The organism is Chitinimonas naiadis (genome assembly GCF_054780835.1).
The window spans coordinates 189196-207732 of sequence record NZ_BAAGVO010000009.1; the positions used below are offsets into that span (position 1 = coordinate 189196).

The window sequence follows — 18537 nt, forward strand, 5'->3', positions numbered from 1 at the left end:
CCCGCCAAGGCCCGCATCCACGTGACCCCCAAGCAGAAGATTCCGTTTATCGCCGCTGCCGTCATCGGCACGCTCGCCATCGCCTACACCGGTGCCAGCTGGTGGGCCGGTAAGGAAGCAGAGACGACGCTGGCCAAGCAGCACCAGCTGATCGCCGACCTGCCCTACTTTGCCGTCAAGTCGCGTGACTACCAGCGCGGCCTGTTCAGTTCGACCGAGCGCACCACCATCGCGCTCGCGCCGAACCTGCTCAAACCCTACCAGATGCTCAAGCTGGAGGATCTCGGCAAGGTCAAGCTGGAGCTGAGCTACACCCAGACCATCAAGCACGGTCCCTTCCCGTTGCTGGCCCAGGGCAATCTGTCGCCGCTAAAGGCCGTGGTGACCACCGATATCGAGTTCACCGCCGAGACCCAGGCGCTGTTGAAAAAGATGTTTGGCGATCAGAAGGCGCTGCAGATCGAAAACCGCATCCAGTTCAACGATGACGGCGTGTTCACGATCAAGGTGCCGGGCTTCACCTATGAAGAAACCCTGGCCAAGGTCAAGACGGTCTGGCAAGGCCTGGACGCCTCGATCGCCTACGGTGGTGACTTCAACAAGGTGGACATCAACGCCGTGGTGCCGGGCCTGCATTTTGAAGCCGGTCCCAAGGGCACGCTGGACATCAAGGACCTGCGCTTTGAATCGCACAACGCACGTGGCGCCGCCGGCATCATGCTCGGCGACGGCAAGCTGACGCTGGCTTCGGCTGCTTTCAAGCAGACCGAAGGAGAAACCAAGCTCGACGCCAAGCTCGAAGGCGTGAACTACCAGGTGAAGACCAGCGCCGAAGGCGACTTCATCAATTCCAGCGGCGATATCGGCCTCAACACCCTGACGCTCAATGGCAAGGCCTACGGCCCTGCCAAGCTGTCGGTCGCCGCCAACCACCTGCACGGCCCCACGCTCGCCAAGCTGAGCCAGGCCGTGACGCGTATCCAGCGCGAAGTGGCTGATCCGACCGAGCAGGCGGCAAAGATGTTCGCCGTATTCCGCAAGGAAGGCCTGCCACTGCTCCGCAACGATCCTTCGCTCGCCATCAAGCAGCTGTCGATCAAGCTGCCGGAAGGCGAAGTGGCGCTGAAGGCCGACCTGGCGCTGAAGGGTTTCGAGGACAAGGACCTGGACAACCCGCTCAAGTTGCTGGAAAAGCTGCAAGCCAATGCTGACCTGCGCGTACCGAAACAGGTCATCGAGACCTACGTCCTGTGGCAGGCACGCGGCATGATCGCGGTCGACACCGAAGAAGGCGAACGTCCCGATGCGGAAGAGCTCGACAATCTAGCCCGCAACCTGATGGAAAGTCAGATCCGCAAGCTCACCGAGCAGAACCTGATCCGTGCCGAAGGGGACATCCTCAGCAGCACCGCCCAATGGAAGGGTGGCCACCTGAACGTCAACGGCAAGGACATCCCGCTGCCTTGGCAGATGCCACTGGCCGCACCGCCAGCAGCACCTGCGCAATAAGCAGGCACAAACAAAACGCCCGGCACAGACCGGGCGTTTTGTTTTGCTGGTAGCGGAAACACGGTGCCAGTAACCGGCGAACCATGCCGAAACTAACGATACTCGCAGAGATAGGCCGTATCGACCGCCACCTTGAGCTGGAACTTGCTGTTGCCAGGCACCGTGAACCGGTCACCCGCAGCAAAGGTTTGCCACTGCTCGCTACCTGGCAGCCTCACCGTCAGCGCACCGGCTACCACGTGCATGACCTCGAGTTGCGCGGTGCCGAATTCATACTCGCCCGGCGCCATGACGCCTACCGTGGCCGGCCCTTCCGCCATGCCAAAGGCGATGGATTTGACCGTACCGTCGAAGTATTCGTTGACCTTGAACATGCTGACTCGCTCGCAAGATTGGGGAACAAACAGTATGCCCAACTCACCTAGGCTTGTTCATAACGAGTGATTCGGCTTTTATGCCGGTTCGCAGGCAGGCATCACCGGCCGGACGTTCAGGCGACAGCCTTCGCTGCCAGCAGGCCATAGAACACCACGCCGGCCTTGCCCTCGCGCAATAGCTCCCAATCCTCCAGTGCCGGCCAGTTCGCGGTCTCGAAATAGACCCGCGCCTCCGGCTTCAACAAGGGCCGCAGCGCTGTCAGAACCTTGGGCAACAGATCGGTCGAAAATGGCGGGTCCAGGAACACCACGTCGAACTGCTCCTGGCAGCGTGCCATCCAGCTCAGGGCATCGGCCTGTATCACCTCCACCGATCGGGCCCCCAGTAACTGACTGTTGTCACGCAGCGCAGTCAGCGCCGGCCGTGCCTGCTCGATCATGACAACCCGCGCTGCGCCGCGCGAAGCCGCCTCGAATCCCAGCGCACCGCTGCCAGCGAACAGGTCGAGGCAATGCCAACCGTGCAGCTCCTGCCCCAACCAATTGAACAACGTCTCGCGCACGCGATCCGGCGTCGGCCTGAGCCCCTCGCCATCCGGGAACGGCAGGATGCGCCGGCGATACTCACCTCCGATAATACGTAGCTGGTTGCGGCCTCGGACAGGCTTGGTGGTTTTAGGGACAAGTTTGGGCATAAACAGGAATAAGAAACGGGATTAGGTTTGCACACAACGCACCAGTGGCGCTCGCCACCCGACCTTTTTCAACAAGGCCCCTAACGGGGATCGGCTGCGCCAAGCCCTTGTCGGCGCAAGCAAAAAAGCCGGCTATTGCAAGCTTTAGGCTTGGGGTGCAAGGAGGGAAAGGCTAGAATCCTACCCCAACTCACTGGCAGCGCCAGTTTCTATATAGAATCAATCGCATGTCCGACAAGCAAACTCCGCAAGACCCACAAGCCGGCTGGGGCTCCAAGCTCTGGAAGGTCCTCAACACCGACGTCACCGTCCTTGCCAAGGATGTCGCCCAGGCGTCCAAGGAGGTCTGGCAGTACAAGCTCAAGGCTGGCCTGGCCAAGACCCGCGACAAGCTCGGCAAGGAGCTGGCCGCGCTGTTCGGCGGCGGGCAGATCGACGAGACACTCTACGAAGACCTGGAAACCGTCCTCCTGACGGCCGATATGGGCGTGGACGCCACCACACACTTGCTGAAGGATGTGCGCCAGCGCGTCACCCTGGCCGGCCTCAAGGACGCCAGCGAATTGCGCGGCGCCCTCAAGGGGGCATTGACCGACCTGATCACGCCACTGGAGCAACCGCTACAGATCGAAGGCCACAAGCCTTTCATCATCATGGTGGCCGGCGTCAACGGCGCCGGCAAGACCACCAGCATCGGCAAGCTCGCTAAATACTTCCAGAGCCAGGACAAGAGCGTCCTCTTAGCCGCCGGCGACACCTTCCGTGCGGCCGCCCGCGAGCAGCTGGTTGCCTGGGGCGAACGTAACAACGTCACGGTGATCGCCCAGGATGGTGGCGATTCGGCAGCCGTCTGCTTCGACGCCATCAACGCCGCCAAGGCGCGCGGCATCGACATCGTTCTGGCCGATACTGCCGGCCGGCTGCCTACCCAGTTGCACCTGATGGACGAGATCGCCAAGGTCAAGCGCGTGATTGCCAAGGCCGACCCGACCGGTCCGCACGAGATCCTGCTGGTCCTCGACGCCAACACGGGTCAGAACGCCTTGCAGCAGGTCAAGGCCTTCGACGACGCCTTGGGCCTGACTGGCCTTGTACTGACCAAGCTCGACGGCACCGCCAAGGGTGGCGTGATTGCAGGCATCGCCAAGCAAAAAGCCATTCCGCTGCGCTTTATCGGCGTCGGGGAAGGCATCGACGACTTGCGGCCGTTCGAGGCCAAGGACTATATCGACGCCCTGATCGAATAGTCTGGAACAAGCGTACCCAGGCATGACCGCCCCATCCAACGTTCTCACCATGACGGATCGACGAAATTGATTCAATTCAATCAGGTCAGCAAGCGCTACCCCGGTGGCTATGAGGCACTCAAGAACCTCAGTTTCCAGATCGAGACCGGCGAACTGGTCTTTCTGGCCGGCCATTCCGGGGCCGGTAAGTCAACGCTACTGAGATTGATTGCCGGCATCGACAAGCCCACTTCGGGCTCGGTCGTGGTCAATGGCCAGAACCTGGCCGCCATACGTCGCGGTGCTATTCCCTATGTGCGCCGACACATCGGCCTGATCTTTCAGGACCATAAGATCCTGTTCGACAGGACCGTCTTCGACAATGTCATGCTGCCGCTCGACATTGTCGGCTATGACCGTCGCGAAGCAGCACGTCGCGCCCGGGCAGCGCTCGACAAGGTGGGTTTGCTGGGACGCGAGAAGATGAACCCGATCTCGCTCTCCGGCGGCGAACAGCAGCGCCTGTGCATTGCCCGCGCCGTGGTCCACCGGCCTTCCATCCTGCTGGCGGATGAACCCACCGGCAATCTGGACCGCGCCTACGCGCTAGACATCATGGAACTGTTCAAAAGCTTCCATCAGGTCGGTGTCACCATCCTGATCTCCGCCCATGACGAAACCCTGATGGCCGACTACGGTCGTCGCATCCTGCGCCTGTCCAAGGGCCAGTTCACCCAATAAGAAGAGGGCACGACGATGAAACACTGGTTGCGCCTGCATCGCCTAGCACTGGCCTCCACCCTGCGCCTGTTCGCAGGCAGTCCGCTTGCTTCCACCTTGAACCTGTTGGTCGTGGGCATTGCGGTCGCCTTGCCGTTAGGCCTGTTTACCCTGGTCGGCAACCTGAACCAGCTGGCAGGCCGCCTGCATACCGAGCCGGAAGCCAGCTTATTCCTGCAGACCAACGCCAGCCCGACAGACGTCGCACGCGTTCAGGCCCTGCTGGGCCAACAGCCTGAAGTCGCAAGCGCCCGGCTGATCAGCAAACAGCAAGCCCTACGGGATCTGGAACAATCGAGCGGCATGAGCGAGCTGCTGGCCGGCCTGGGTGGCAATCCCTTGCCCGATGCCTTCAGCCTGACGCTCAAGAACACCAGCCCGGACGCACTGGACGCGCTGACCAAACGCCTGCAGGCCGACCCGGCAGTGGAACACGTCCAGCTCGACTCCGCCTGGGCTCGCCGCCTGGCCAGCATCATCGAACTGGGCCATCAGACCACACTGACCGTCGCCGCACTGTTCGGCGCCGGCCTGCTGCTGGTGACCGCCAACCTGATCCGCATGCAGATCCTGACGCGTCGTGAGGAAATCGAAGTCAGCAAGCTGATGGGGGCGACCGACAGCTTCATCCGCCGCCCCTTTCTCTACTTTGCCGGCCTGCAAGGCCTGCTGGGCAGCGTGGTCGGCGTGGCACTGGTAGCCCTCTGCCTGAACCGGCTCAGTAAACCGGTCGACGAACTGGCCACCTTGTATGGGGAGCGCTTCGCCCTCTCCCTGCCGGCGCCGGACGCCTTGCTCGCCACGTTCCTGGCCGTTATCGCCTTGAGCTTTCTTGGCGCCTTGCTGTCAGTTGGCAAACATCTGCGTGCCATGGAAGCTTGAGCCCATCACACGTAAAAAAGCCACGTCCAGAGACGTGGCTTTTTTACGTGTACTGCCCAGGCAATCAGGCAATCGAAGCGAAACGGTCAGTCGCGCGAGCCAAGTAGAACCACTCATGCCCGGCTTCTGCCTTGGCGTTGGGAAATACGATATGCCCATCGCAATCGGCCACCAGCACCTCACCATTGTGGCGGGTACCAATCACGTCACCTTTGCACAGTCGATCAAAGCTGGCCCAGGTACGGCTGAAGGCATCGTCGACATGCACCTTGTCGACCACGTCGTACAGGTGCAATGCTTCGACTTCGCTCGCCGCGACCGGGTCAGCCTCACCGCTCAACCCAAGATGGGCAAGGGTATTGTGGATGGCCTGATAGGCTACTTCCGGCGCATGGGGATCGGCATGCTGGCCACACTCCAGCGTCAGTGCATAGCCACCGACCGAACGCATGTACTCGGTCGTCCCTACGCCGTAACGCGCATCGGCCGTCAACTGCTGGGAGCGGCTAGCGTCCGCGGCCAACAGGCGATTGCGGCGCTCCACGCCGCGCGCATAGGTAGACAGCCAGCCATCCACCACGCGCCCGACGCCTAGCCGCAAAGCCAGCGCCTCTTCCTCATGCGCATGGGAGAAAGGCTCCAGCGCCTCGGTATTGTTGTTGGGGCCGACCATGGTGAAGGCCCGGCCGGGTGACTGGAAGGAATGCAGATCCAGCAGCACATCATGCTCGGCCAGCAAGGGACACAACCAGTTGGCAATCTGATCCTCGAAATCGTGCGGCGCCTCGGTCGGGCTCAGATTGCGATTCAGATTGCGATCACCAGCACGACGCTCCAGCTCGTAGGCAAGCGGATTGGTGATCGGCACAAAGGTCACACGCCCCGCACGCAACACCAGACTGCCTTGCTCCAGCTCCTCCATCACACGCAAGATGCCCTTCGTACCGGCTATCTCATTGCCGTGGACGGCGCCCAATACGATCAGACGAGGGCCTGGCTGGGTACTGGTATAGGTGATGGATTTGAAATGGTGCATGGTGTCAGGATGGCCGGGTAAAAAACGCCCGGCAGTATAAATCCCACGCGCCTTACCTGGCGCGGGAAATGACGGGCGTATCGATAACTTTTTGCACGCCACCGGCCTCGATGACCTCTGGGACGGTGCCAAGGGTCCTGACGCCCGCGCCTCTCCCACTCTTTGCTTCTGCCAATGGTAAACATGGCGCCACAGGTAGACGTTCGCTCTCATTCCCGAGCCGGTCGATCAGGGACAAGACTGCACGATCACTACCGGGTGCAATCTGCAGCATCCTTCCCGGCCTGGCCTGTAGCTGGAATTGCCAGCGGGAACCCGTCCATAGCCAAATTGCCAGCTTGCTGCCCGGCTCTGTCACAGCCAGATCCAGCCTTATGCCGGTCGAGGCGCAATCTACCCCCTCAATCATCGGTGCCAACGGCACAGAAGTCCCCAACCAGGGAGACGCGGGTATCACCGCGGGTTCGGCATATAAACCTGCCTCCAAACGGCTGCGTAAGGATTGCTTGTCCTGCAGCAGAGGGCCAAAACCAAAGTGGATATGCCCATTGGCAAACGGCTTCCCGCGCGTCTGCGTGATCTGCCGGACTATCTCATCGGCCGGCCAAGGGCGGGGCGTGTTGCTCAGGCCCATGGTATAGAGCCCCGGCCAGATATGCCGTTGCTGGCTGTTCTCCGCCAACCAGCCATCGAGCAATCGGCCAAAGGCTTGTGGTTTCTGGCCGCTGGGCCAATACAGCTGCGGTGCAAGATAATCGACCCACCCGGCAGCCAGCCAGTGCTCCACATCGGCATACAGCTTGTCGTACTGGCTGAAACCGACGATGCCCGGCGCCCGCCGATCCGGCCGCCCCAAACCAAAGGGGCTGATACCAAACTTCACCCAGCGCTTTTCCGCATGGATGCCATGATAAAGCCGCTCCACCAGTTGATTGACGTTTTGCCGCCGCCAATCGGCACGGTTCAAAGTACCACCGTCATCCCGGTAACGCTGCCAGGTAACGTCATCAGGAAACGGCAATTCACGTCCGTTACGGCCAATGACCGGGTAGGGATAGAAATAGTCGTCAATCTGCACGCCATCAATGTCATAGCGCCGTACCACGTCGAGTATCACGTCCAAAGTATGCTGCACCGCTTGCGCCTCACCTGGATCCATCCAGCTGAATTCGCCATAGGTTCGGATCAATGCTGGCGCTGCCTGGGTAATATGTCGGGCATCCAGGCGAGAGCGTGCACGCGCATAGTGCGCCCGGAAGGGATTGAACCAGGCATGCAGCTCCAGGCCGCGCGCATGGGCTTCGCTGACCCATAAGGCAAGCGGATCATAGTAGGGATCAGGCGCTTTACCCTGCACGCCACTCAGATACTCCGACCAGGGTTCGATCTGCGACGCATAGAGCGCGTCGGCCGCCGGCCTCACCTGCAACACGATGGCATTGAGTTTCAGTGCAGCGGCCCGATCCAGAATGGTTCTTAACTCAGCCTGCTGCTGCGCAGATGTCAATCCGGGGCGACTGGGCCAATCGATATTGCCTATCGTCGTCACCCAGGCGGCCCGGAATTCGCGCGGTGCCGGTGGCGGCATGGCAAAGCCGATTTGCGGAGAAGCCGGCGCAGTCGGGGCCGTCGTCTTCCTGTCGACATGAGCAGCTGGCGTCTCAGCAGGTGCCGGGGCAGGATCGGGGAATGCGGTAGGTGTAGGTGTAGGTGTCGCACATGCCAGCAGCAATTGCGAAACAAGACCAATGGCAAGCAAATGATAATCAAGGCGGCCGCTACGGCCAAAGCGTAGAGAAAGCCGACACACCGTAGCAAACGCAGAAAAGGGCAAGGGCATCACCTGCAGATCAGCCGACGCTGTCGGCCCAGGTGCGCAGGATCGCATATCACCCGCCACGGCCCAAGCAATAAGCCCGAAAACATCACCAATGCTTGGCCCCACAGGAGCCGGTTTCCAGCATACGAGCGCGCCCCCTGCCTGGCCTCAATCACAATACTAAGCCCGCAATCATTTGTCGCACTTAGATTTATTTGAAATATAAATCTTATTTATTATACCAAATGGCCATATCAAAGTAGGCCCGTTTCGAGCGAGCAGAGATGCTGGCGGGTGGCAAGATACCGACCATCAGGCACAGCCATCTCACCCTAAAACCAAGACCCATCAAGGCTTTCAGCCCTGCTTTCATCACTTTGCGCGGCGCATGCATCAATCCGTAGGATCTCTACCAAACACTTAGCGTGACTGATTTGCAGCAGATCGAGCGGACGCTCCTCGACCAATACCGCATCGTGAACTTTTCCAACCGTTAGCACTCAATGAACGAGAGTGCTAATATCAAGTCGCTGCGGAAATAGGCGCAGTGCAAAGGAGCCAGCAACGATGACGACGATGACCCTGCCAGTAATCTCCTCCGGTGACAGTCTGGATCGCTATATCCAGCAGATCAGCGCGATACCGCTGCTGACACCCGAAGAAGAGACCGCCCTTGCTACCCGCCTGCACGAGCAGAATGACCTCGACGCGGCCGGTAAACTGGTGATGTCGCACCTGCGCGTCGTGGTTTCGATCGCCCGTGGCTATGCTGGTTATGGCTTGCCGCAGGCCGACCTGATCCAGGAGGGCAATATCGGCCTCATGAAAGCCGTCAAACGCTTCGAGCCAGCTCGGGGCGTGCGCCTCTTCTCCTTCGCCGTGCACTGGATCCGTGCCGAGATCCACGAATACATTCTGCGTAACTGGCGTCTGGTGCGTATTGCCACCACCAAGGCGCAGCGCAAGCTGTTCTTCAATCTGCGCAGCATGAAGTCCAGCATGAACGCCCTGACCCATCAGGAAGCCCAGCAGATCGCTGACGACTTGGGCGTCAAGCGTGAAGAAGTATTGGAGATGGAAACCCGCATGACCGGCCATGATGTGGCGCTGGTCGCGGATGACGGCGACGAAGACAGCTATGCCCCCATCGACTGGTTGGCCGATAACGACAGCGAGCCGGTAGCCGTACTCGAACGCCGCGCGGTCGACTATCAGCAAGGTGAAGGCCTGCAGGCCGCACTGGATACGCTGGATGCTCGCAGCCGACGTATCGTGGAGTCACGCTGGTTGGCCGATGATAGCGGTGCGACTTTGCATGAGCTGGCTGCGGAGTTCGGTGTGTCTGCTGAGCGTATTCGTCAGATTGAGGTGAAGGCCTTGCAAAAAATGAAGGCAGCGATGGCGACACCCGCATAATTATTGGAAGTCAAAAATACAAAAAGCCGCTGATTGCGGCTTTTTGTATTTTTTTCGGGCAGGAATGTCCAATTGCTCGACTAATACAGCCTGGATGCTGAGTCTCCGAGAACTTACCGGATGTTCTCGGCTGTCGGAACGCTATCTAGACGATCGTGATATGCGCGCAGACAGGGTCACTTTCGTGAACAGCGAGCAGATTGATACCCAACTGAAGAATCTTGTAGCCCCTATCTTCCAGAAAGCTACGGATTCCGGCCTCATCTGACTTGAGCTTTTCTATCAGCATCTGCGGTTTATGATTGGTAATCGCACGCTCCGCCCCCATCAAGGCATCCATTTCCATTCCTTCGATGTCGATCTTGATGAAATCAAGCCGGTCCAGATTCAGGTCGTCGATGGCAACCATCTTGGTCAACTGCATTTTATCGTCGGAGTAATCTATTTCCTGGCCGATAAATTCATTGTCCACCGATTGCCGAATCTCAAGACTACCGAAACTCGAGGGTATACAGTAATCTGGCACCGGGACTCTTATTGAACCAGACTCCTTACCGATCGCCGCCCATATTACGCTGGCATTGAAACAGTTATTGAGTGTCACATTGCCCGCCAAGGCATAAAAAATTCTTTCCTGCGCCTCAAATGCAATAACCCTGCCCCACCCATGCATGAACTGCGCCCATTCGACAGTATGAACGCCGATATTTGCACCGCAATCTATACCGACGACGCCCTCCCCGAAATTGTGCCTTCTGGATTCCAGCAACTTTAAAACGCTATCAATCTCGGCTTGCTCAAAAGAAGAGTTCGTTAACAGTTGGTACCCTAAACCGTAATGCCCACCATTGATCGTACCGAAATCGTTACGATTTACCAACAAGCTTCCGTGGTTTGTCGAAACAAGCACAAATGCTACCGGCCGCTGATTACTCTTCTGCATACTGACTTCTTTCCATATTGAAATATGTTCTCACCCAGGGATATCCCGTCACGCCTAGCATAATGAACAACAAAATCAACGAGCACCCTGCACGGGTAAAATGAGTAATGTTGTGGAAACAACCATGGCTACCGTTCATCCTTTGAAAATATCTCGGGACCAAGTTGCTGTATTGACAATCGCCATGTCCAGATCAGTCCAGGGCGCCAACCCCATCGTCAACGCACGCTCTATATTTGGTAGATAGCGGGATCGGTTCCCGCCGTCCTCCGCAAAGGGACGGAGAACCGGCTTGCCAGGCGACAGCAAGCCCCCTACCCGGCGCGCCAACTCATGGAGTGTCACGAACTCGTTGGAGCCCACATTGTAGGCTTGCCCCGCTTGGCCACGCAGCAGGAAGGTTAGCAACCAGATAGCCAAATCAGCACCGTAGAGATAGCTACGCCAGACTTCACCACGCGCCTTGACCGATATCTCGGGCTGATAAAGCGCATCGCGGATGAAATTGCCAATAGCAAAATGTCCATCCATAGGTAGCCCAGGCCCCGCAAACGCAAAGCATCGTGTAAAAATTGGTTCAACACCGCTTCGCGTCGCATGAAGCATCGCCAGTGTTTCCAATGCCCGCTTGGCCTCACCATAAGCACTGTCCACGCTGTTGGCATTACACGCAAAACCACAGTCTTCGGAAAAGCTGTGGGTGTCATCCGGCAAGCGCCCATACTGCGCCCCGGAGCCGGTAAACAGAATCCGCTGAGCGCCGCCCGCAGCGGCAAAGTCAAGAATCCTGCGCCCCCCGTTCAGTATCTGCTCAAACAGCTGGTATTTGTCCTTCTGCGCGGCCACGGAGGTATCTGTCGCAGCATGAATCACATAATCGTAATGGATGTTCCCAGGCAAGAGTGCCGTCACGTCGCCTTGAATCATCCGTAACCAGCTCTTTTCCTGGTAAGTCGGTTCCGCCGCCAGAAAGCCTGCCGGGTTACGTGACAAGACATCGACGCTGACCCGGATACCCCTTCCGTTCAAGGCATCCAGTGCCGCAAGCAGCCACTTCCCGAAGAAGCCCGTTCCACCTGTCAGGAACAGATGCTTCTCGCTCAGTCCCGTCAACATCATCAGAGGAACGTCAAGGCGATCAAAGTCCGCTGCAATCAAAGGTGACCGCAGCGACAATGTCATGCTGGCACCCAACCAGACAACGTCTGGGCGTCCACAACAACCCCCTCACCGGCGAGAGCACCATAGCCCCAGGCGACGCCAATAAAGGCCAAACCATTTGCCTGCGCAGCTAGCTGGTCAGCAAGGGTATCTCCCACATACACCGCACGATCAGGAGAAATTTTCCGTTCACTGATCAGCGCCGCTATCGCCACAGATTTACTGTCATAGGCAGGAGTCCGGCTATCAATAGCGTAAACGGACTGGAAAAGCGCATCCCAACCCAAGTGCGCAATAATGCGCTTGGCTGGTATCTCGCGCTTGTTCGTCACGATATGGACAGGTGTACCGCGTTGCTGCCAGCCCACCAGCAGATCCTCGATACCTGGATAGGGTAAAGATAACCGATACCCTTCATGATCATAAATCTGCCGGAAGCTATCCGCCAAAGAGCGTAGCCTGGTTTCATCCTTAATCCCGGTCATCTCTCGTAATGCCGACAACAATGGAGGACCGATCAAACTGGCGGTAATGGGGTGCAGTGGTGCGACGCCATGCTCCATCAAAACATGCTCAAACGTACTCAATATGCCTGGTGCAGAATCAATCAACGTCCCATCGAGATCGAGTATGAAATGCGGAGAATAGGCATTTTCTTGTAGTTTCATAAATTCGGAAAACCCTTGTGGCTGGGCCAACTCAATATAGAAATTGCCCACGGTAGGTTAGGGGTGGAATATCACACGCCAATCAAGGCTGTGTATTCAATCGTATAAATCCACGATGACATTCTTGAATCTTTGATCAATAAATTGCCGGATAGCGCTCCGGGCGTGATAGCTGGAGATCACAATAGTCGCATCAGGAAAATCAATCAGCCTTTCAGGTGGCAAGATGGGTATGCCGCTCATCGCCTTCCCTTGCAGATTCACGTTGCCGTCCAGAAGGGCCAGAGGCCTTCCGTAGGATGAATTCAACGAACCCAACAGGCGAGAGGTATGGCTTCCCGCGCCGTAGATAACGACATCGCCTTTTGCCAATTGCGCTTGCAATCGCTGTTGTTGCAGAGCCTGCGCTGGCATCCCAGACTTCACATACCTATCCATGCTGCTGACTAGCGCCTCATCATAATGAGACGAACTGTTCAAACCAACCTCGCCTTGCAATTCGAACAATCCACGTACGCCCCAGGTTTTATTTGGATAGAAGCAATATGTGCTATCAACTTCGACAAACCCCGATTTCAATACCAGCTCCCTTAAACTGGCACGACCGAAGAAGTTAATATGCTCCAAGCTAAACTCGCCAAAAACCTCACCCTCAATTTTCCCAAAGCAATCACCGGCGGGTACTTCTATCAATAGACAGGCCCCGGGACGCATCTGCTTCGCCAGATTGGTCAGCAGAGCCTGCGGAGACCACAGATGCTCCAGTACCGCCATCACAGAGACCACATCCCAGTCGACCAACGATTGCGACCCATCGAAGAAGCCCGTGTCGATATCGATACCATAGAGGCTAGCTGCCAGACTCTTGGCTCGCGGTGCCGGATCTATTCCTGAGACTCGCCTCACGCCAGCCGCCTTGCAGCCCGCCAAAAAGACCCCGACCGAACAACCGATGTCATAGATCGAGCGCATATTCGGCAGCCGCGCTTGCAAATAGCCGACAGAATCATCAGCCAAGGCTTGCACCATCAAAGGCACATTAGCCGAATCACTGATCAGATCGTACTTCGAAGCTGCTTGATAGTAGATATCAAACTGCTCTGGGGGCGGTAGTAGATCAGCGTACGCCATGCCACAATCCTGGCAGGACGCAACGCGGTAACTCATGTCCAGCACCACTTCAGTGGTCGAGATCGGCGCCATGGCATTGTTGTAAAGCACCCGAGCTCGATTACCAAAGCAGACAGGGCAAGGACGTGAAGCTTGCATCAAAAAACCTTTCCAGTACTTCCCGATCCGGACTAACCATCACTTATTCTGGACGATGGCTAACCGCCCCACTCACCCCACGGGTATGCCTCGAGCCAGGAGGCTGGCAACGGGCACTTCCCCCTGCAAATTGCTAGCCAGCTCTTCGATAGGTAGCAACGGCGACATGTCTTCCAACGGCAGGGACACCATCGAACCATCCGCTTGCTGCACCGCCGCCACCTTGGGCCATAGCACCTCGTTTTCCACCAGGCGAACATCAACGAGTATGGGCCCCCGTTTGGCCACGGCCTCACGCAAGCTATGCTCAAGCTCAGACGCATCCGCTATACGCATGGCCTCCAGGCCATAGCTCTCCGCCAAAGCCAGTACATCAGGGATAAAGAGCTTGGCCTCCGGCCCGGTCGCTACAAAACGGCTTTCAAAGTAATTACGCTGGCTATTACGGATCGACGCATACCCATTGTTGTTCATGATGACGCAAACAATAGGCAGATTAAGGGACTTCAGCGTAGCCAGTTCCTGTAAGTTCAATTGCAAGCTGCCGTCGCTCTCGATCAATACCGTGTGCTGCCGACCGGCAGCAATACAGGCACCGATTGCCGCCGGCAAGCCATAACCCATAGCCCCCAGACCGGAAGTCAGGAACATGCGCTGGCCGGGCTTGTTTCGGAAGGCGGTATAGACGGCCTCGACCGCCAAACCCGAACTGCCTGTAACGATCATCGTATCCGGCGCAATGGCATAGCCAACGGCGTCAGCAAAATGGAAGTGGCTGATGGCACCCGTTGCCGGGAATGCCTGACCATCACATACCGTATACCGGCGCTTCCACGCCAGACAACGCTCACGCCACGCCGCAGGTGCCGCCACGGCAGGATAGGTTGCCAATGCGCGGAGAAAATCGGCGGCGTCGGCCTCTATCGTCGAGCAATCCGGGAACTCATGACGAGCCAGCTCCTGAGCATCGACATCGATCACGAACTTCCTGGCATTGCGGGCAAATTGCTTCGGGTTGTACGCCGTGACCACATTGTCCAGGCGAGCCCCAACCGCAATCAGCAAATCGCAGTTCTGGACCGCGAAGTTGGGAGCCCGCAAGGCCACCGCCCCTGGGCGACCAATATTGAGATCATGTTCATAAGGCAGTAAATCCAGTGCGTTCCAGGTTGTCACCACCGGAACGGCAAACTGCTCCAGCAGCGGTGCAATCTGTGCCGCAGCACCCGCCAGCCGTACGCCATGGCCAAACAGGAACAGCGGGCGCTTGGCAGCAGATAGCGCAGCGTGCAGCGCACTGAGACCGGCAGGTGCGGCGGAGGCCGGAGACAAGGCGTCTTCATCCGTAGCCGGGTCATAGCCACGCAATTGCTCAGTATCGATACTGACGGCCTGTACATCGAGCGGGACATCCAGCCAGACCGGCCCTTTTCTGCCATGCCGCGCCAGATAGAGCGCCTTTTCGATGTGATAGCGCACCATCAGCGGGTCTTCCAGCGTCACAGCGTACTTGGTGATCGGCTTCACGACACTGACGATGTCTACTTCCTGTACCCCCATTTGCCGAAATGGGCGACCGCGCAACATATCGGCCCGCTTGACCTGGCCAGACAAGACCAGCAACGGTGTCGACTCGATCCAGGCACCAGCCACCGGGGTCACCACGTTGGTGGCGCCCGGCCCAGTGGTCACTACGGCGACCCCGATGTTTTCATTGACCCGTCCATTGGCTTCCGCGGCAATGCCAGCGGCCTGCTCATGGTGATGGGCAACGTACTCAATATCAGGATGCCGGCCCACCGCGTCGATCAAATGCATCGCCCCGCCACCTGGCAGCAAGAACACTTGCCGAACACCCTCGGCGGCCAACAGGTCAAAGACGTAGTCTGCCAATCGTTTCGTCGTCATGCTTTCAACCCAGCCAATATTTCAGGTAAGTCTTGCGGTTTGGATTCGCCTGTATCACGGCATCGGTATAGAAAGAATCGTTCTTGTAGTGCGTGGTGGAGATTTCCTCAAATACCGCCCCTGACTGGCTATCGAACGCATGCCGTACACCACAGGGAACGGTGATCACATCACCGGCGCCGACAGAACGGGTAACGCCATCAAGATGGATCTCGGCCTTCCCGTGCAGGACATGGAATGTTTCTTCTTTCTGCTGGTGATACTGCTCTGGATGACTTTGCCCCGGCAGCAGAACCAGCAGTTTCTTGCAGTATTCCCGATTGACGACGGTAATCATGGTGAGCCCAAACTGGGCAAACCGTTCCAAGCCATAGTGGTGGGAAATCTCCAGCTCGGCCCCTCCCGGAACCACAATGTGCCCTTCCGCCAGTAACGCTTTCACCTTCTGTGCAATGTCGTAAATCTGCTGGCGGCTATCCTGCACCTGTACGTTGTCCTTGCTCACCGCCCCCTCAGCCGCGACATCCTGCAGCAAGCGGGTATCTACATACTTTGACCAATCATTAGCCAGCAGTTGACCGGGTTCCGAAGGGAACGCAAAGAACACGTTATCCGCAGTCAGTCGTTCACCGGCAGCCACTTCATGACGAACAAAGACGCCACGCCGCAGGCTATTGAGACTCTCTGTCTCGATCTGCGACGGTGTGTAGCGGCCGGTAGGCTCGCCGCACATCTGCAGCGCTTCCTGCGCCGATGCAAGCCAGGCATCCACCTGCTCAGGGCCTGCCGAATAGGTATTGAGTGGCCAATCTGCCGTTGCCATGCCCACATGCTTCTCGAAAATCGTCGCCCCCTTGGCCAAGGCGAGCGCCACACCCAGCCGGTTATCGGGGTGTTCATGGGTAGAGTAGCCAACCGGCACGTTGGGATAACGGCGCCGCAACAAATCAATCTGGTTCAGTTGTAGCCCTGCATCGACTGTCGGGTACTCCGCCACACAATGCAAAAGCGAGAACGACTTGTCACGATGCTGCAGAAAGCTCACCACCCGATCGATCTGCTCAATCTGCGAGCCAGCCGTCGATGCGATCACAGGCTTGTCAGTGCCTGCAATGGCCTCCAGCAAGGGCCAATCGGTCAGCGAACAACTTGCGACCTTGATCACGTCAAACCCATGCTCAACGATCTTGGCGACAGAGGGCTCGTCAAAGGGCGTACAGATGGCGGTAAAGCCCTCCTCCCTCACCGCCGCCAGGAGCTGCAGGAACTGCGCATCGCTCAGCCGTGTCTCCGCAAAGCGCTTCACGTACTTCACATCGTCGCGGCCTTTGAAAGCCGGATGGATAAAGCTATCGAGATCGCGATACTGGAATTTGAAGGCAAATCGAAACGGGTATTGACGGGCTACTGCGCCAAACCGACGGATGATATTGATCCCGTGCTGCACATCCCCCATATGATTGTTGGCCATCTCGAAGATGAACAAGGGTGTTGATTGGTTACTCATAGGGGATCCTGTCAGAAATTGGTGCCGAAATAGGCTTCCAGTGCATCACACACATAGTCGAGCTGGGCCTTCGTAAGCCCCGGCCAGACGCCTATCCAGAAAGTGTCATGCATGATGCGATCGGTATTGGTCAACTCGGTCGCAATGCGATACGTCTGTCCCTTCATATAGGGTTGACGCGTCAGGTTGCCGGCAAAAAGCAGGCGCGTACCAATCTTGCGCTGATCCAGATACTGCAGCAGATCAACCCGCGTGGTATTTGCCTCGGGTTTTAGCGTAATTGGGAAGCCAAACCAGGCTGGGCTACTTCCCTCGGTCGCCTCCGGCAACAGCAGGAACTCTTCGCAATGCCGCAAACGCGACAGCAGATACGCATAATTCTCTTTGCGGGCGACGACAAAATCAGCCAGTCGATCCAGTTGCGCCAAACCACAAGCAGCCTGCATGTCCGTGATCTTGAGGTTATAACCCAGATGGGAATAGGTGTACTTATGGTCATAACCTTCGGGCAAATCACCCAGCTTCCAGCAGAATCGCTTGCCACAGGTATTGTCTTTGCCTGGTGCGCAATAGCAGTCGCGCCCCCAATCCCGGAACGACTCCGCAATCAGGCGCAGTTCGGGATCATTGGTAAAGACCGCCCCGCCCTCGCCCATGGTGATGTGATGCGCGGGGTAGAAGCTAAGCGTGGCGATATCCCCAAAACCACCAACCTGCTTCCCGCGGTAGGTGGAACCCAGCGCATCGCAGCAGTCCTCGACCAGCCATAAGCGGTGTTGCTTGCAAAAAGCCACAACGGCATCAAGGTCAAAGGGAATGCCCAAGGTGTGGGCCACCATCACAGCACGCGTCTTCGGGCTCAGCGCGGACTCCAGCAAGCTGACATCTATGCTGTAGTTGGGCAAGGTGACATCAACGAATACCGGTACAGCACCATTTTGCAGGATTGGGTTGACGGTAGTTGGAAAACCCGCGGCAACCGTAATGACCTCATCCCCGGGCTTGATGGCACGGTCTCCCAGCCTCGGCGAGGTCAAGGTACTGAAAGCCAGTAGATTGGCCGAGGAACCTGAGTTGGTTGTCAACGCATACTTGACACCCAGGGTCTGCGCCAGGCGTTGCTCGAAGGCCTCGTTGAAACGCCCTGTCGTCAGCCAGCCGTCGAGCACGGCTTCGGTCATCAGCGTCAACTCACCAGCACCAATAACCTTGCCCGAAGGGGGGACCGGGTCGATCCCACCGGTGAAGGTGCGATCAGGCTGTGACTGTTCGGCATAACGCGCGACGAGCGCCAGAATCTCGCGTCGCAATTCATTCGCTTGCATGGAGGGAATCCTGTTT

16 protein-coding genes are annotated in these 18537 nt (G+C 57.7%); 5 read left to right on the plus strand and 11 right to left on the minus strand.

Annotated elements, in window-relative coordinates; all coding sequences use genetic code 11:
- Positions 1 to 21: 21 nt before the first annotated feature.
- On the plus strand, positions 22 to 1509 hold the full coding sequence (locus ACYVHK_RS24010; RefSeq protein ID WP_460537479.1) for a YdgA family protein: 1488 nt from the start codon (positions 22 to 24) through the stop codon (positions 1507 to 1509).
- Positions 1510 to 1601: 92 nt separating this feature from the next.
- Here ACYVHK_RS24010 and ppnP read toward each other — a convergent pair whose 3' ends face one another.
- Complete coding sequence (gene ppnP, locus ACYVHK_RS24015; protein ID WP_460537481.1) at positions 1602 to 1883, minus strand: pyrimidine/purine nucleoside phosphorylase; 282 nt, start codon at positions 1881 to 1883, stop codon at positions 1602 to 1604.
- 116 nt (positions 1884 to 1999) lie between these two features.
- The gene (gene rsmD, locus ACYVHK_RS24020; protein WP_460537483.1) at positions 2000 to 2581 is read right to left on the minus strand and encodes an RsmD family RNA methyltransferase; all 582 of its coding nucleotides are present in this window, start codon (positions 2579 to 2581) and stop codon (positions 2000 to 2002) included.
- 227 nt (positions 2582 to 2808) lie between these two features.
- Between rsmD and ftsY the strand changes: the two genes are divergently transcribed.
- From ftsY to ftsX, 3 genes are all read left to right on the plus strand, one after another.
- On the plus strand, positions 2809 to 3828 hold the full coding sequence (gene ftsY / locus ACYVHK_RS24025) for a signal recognition particle-docking protein FtsY (RefSeq protein ID WP_460537485.1): 1020 nt from the start codon (positions 2809 to 2811) through the stop codon (positions 3826 to 3828).
- A gap of 66 nt (positions 3829 to 3894) precedes the next feature.
- On the plus strand, positions 3895 to 4548 hold the full coding sequence (gene ftsE / locus ACYVHK_RS24030; protein ID WP_460537487.1) for a cell division ATP-binding protein FtsE: 654 nt from the start codon (positions 3895 to 3897) through the stop codon (positions 4546 to 4548).
- A gap of 15 nt (positions 4549 to 4563) precedes the next feature.
- Complete coding sequence (ftsX, locus tag ACYVHK_RS24035; RefSeq protein ID WP_460537489.1) at positions 4564 to 5469, plus strand: cell division protein FtsX; 906 nt, start codon at positions 4564 to 4566, stop codon at positions 5467 to 5469.
- 64 nt (positions 5470 to 5533) lie between these two features.
- Here the strand turns inward: ftsX and ACYVHK_RS24040 are convergent, their stop codons facing one another.
- Together ACYVHK_RS24040 and ACYVHK_RS24045 are read right to left on the minus strand one after the other, a co-directional pair.
- The gene (locus ACYVHK_RS24040; RefSeq protein WP_460537491.1) at positions 5534 to 6505 is read right to left on the minus strand and encodes a M14 family metallopeptidase; all 972 of its coding nucleotides are present in this window, start codon (positions 6503 to 6505) and stop codon (positions 5534 to 5536) included.
- A gap of 52 nt (positions 6506 to 6557) precedes the next feature.
- The gene (locus ACYVHK_RS24045; protein ID WP_460537493.1) at positions 6558 to 8093 is read right to left on the minus strand and encodes a glycoside hydrolase family 10 protein; all 1536 of its coding nucleotides are present in this window, start codon (positions 8091 to 8093) and stop codon (positions 6558 to 6560) included.
- 798 nt (positions 8094 to 8891) lie between these two features.
- Between ACYVHK_RS24045 and rpoH the strand changes: the two genes are divergently transcribed.
- Positions 8892 to 9740 (plus strand): RNA polymerase sigma factor RpoH, encoded by an 849-nt coding sequence (gene rpoH / locus ACYVHK_RS24050; RefSeq protein ID WP_460537495.1) that lies wholly within the window; start codon positions 8892 to 8894, stop codon positions 9738 to 9740.
- Positions 9741 to 9885: 145 nt separating this feature from the next.
- Here rpoH and ACYVHK_RS24055 read toward each other — a convergent pair whose 3' ends face one another.
- From ACYVHK_RS24055 to rfbH, 7 genes are all read right to left on the minus strand, one after another.
- Complete coding sequence (locus ACYVHK_RS24055; RefSeq protein WP_460537497.1) at positions 9886 to 10683, minus strand: FkbM family methyltransferase; 798 nt, start codon at positions 10681 to 10683, stop codon at positions 9886 to 9888.
- 135 nt (positions 10684 to 10818) lie between these two features.
- Positions 10819 to 11865, minus strand: a complete 1047-nt coding sequence (locus tag ACYVHK_RS24060; RefSeq protein WP_460537499.1) for an NAD-dependent epimerase/dehydratase family protein — start codon at positions 11863 to 11865, stop codon at positions 10819 to 10821.
- Complete coding sequence (locus tag ACYVHK_RS24065; protein WP_460537501.1) at positions 11862 to 12512, minus strand: HAD family hydrolase; 651 nt, start codon at positions 12510 to 12512, stop codon at positions 11862 to 11864. The genes ACYVHK_RS24060 and ACYVHK_RS24065 overlap by 4 nt, the downstream gene beginning before the upstream one ends.
- Before the next feature lie 96 nt (positions 12513 to 12608).
- Positions 12609 to 13781 (minus strand): methyltransferase domain-containing protein, encoded by a 1173-nt coding sequence (locus ACYVHK_RS24070; RefSeq protein WP_460537503.1) that lies wholly within the window; start codon positions 13779 to 13781, stop codon positions 12609 to 12611.
- Positions 13782 to 13853: 72 nt separating this feature from the next.
- Positions 13854 to 15689, minus strand: a complete 1836-nt coding sequence (locus ACYVHK_RS24075; RefSeq protein ID WP_460537505.1) for a thiamine pyrophosphate-binding protein — start codon at positions 15687 to 15689, stop codon at positions 13854 to 13856.
- 4 nt (positions 15690 to 15693) lie between these two features.
- Positions 15694 to 17196: an N-acetylneuraminate synthase family protein gene (locus tag ACYVHK_RS24080; protein ID WP_460537507.1), complete on the minus strand. Its 1503-nt coding sequence runs from the start codon at positions 17194 to 17196 to the stop codon at positions 15694 to 15696.
- A gap of 11 nt (positions 17197 to 17207) precedes the next feature.
- The gene (rfbH, locus tag ACYVHK_RS24085) at positions 17208 to 18521 is read right to left on the minus strand and encodes a DegT/DnrJ/EryC1/StrS family aminotransferase (RefSeq protein WP_460537509.1); all 1314 of its coding nucleotides are present in this window, start codon (positions 18519 to 18521) and stop codon (positions 17208 to 17210) included.
- Positions 18522 to 18537: the final 16 nt, after the last annotated feature.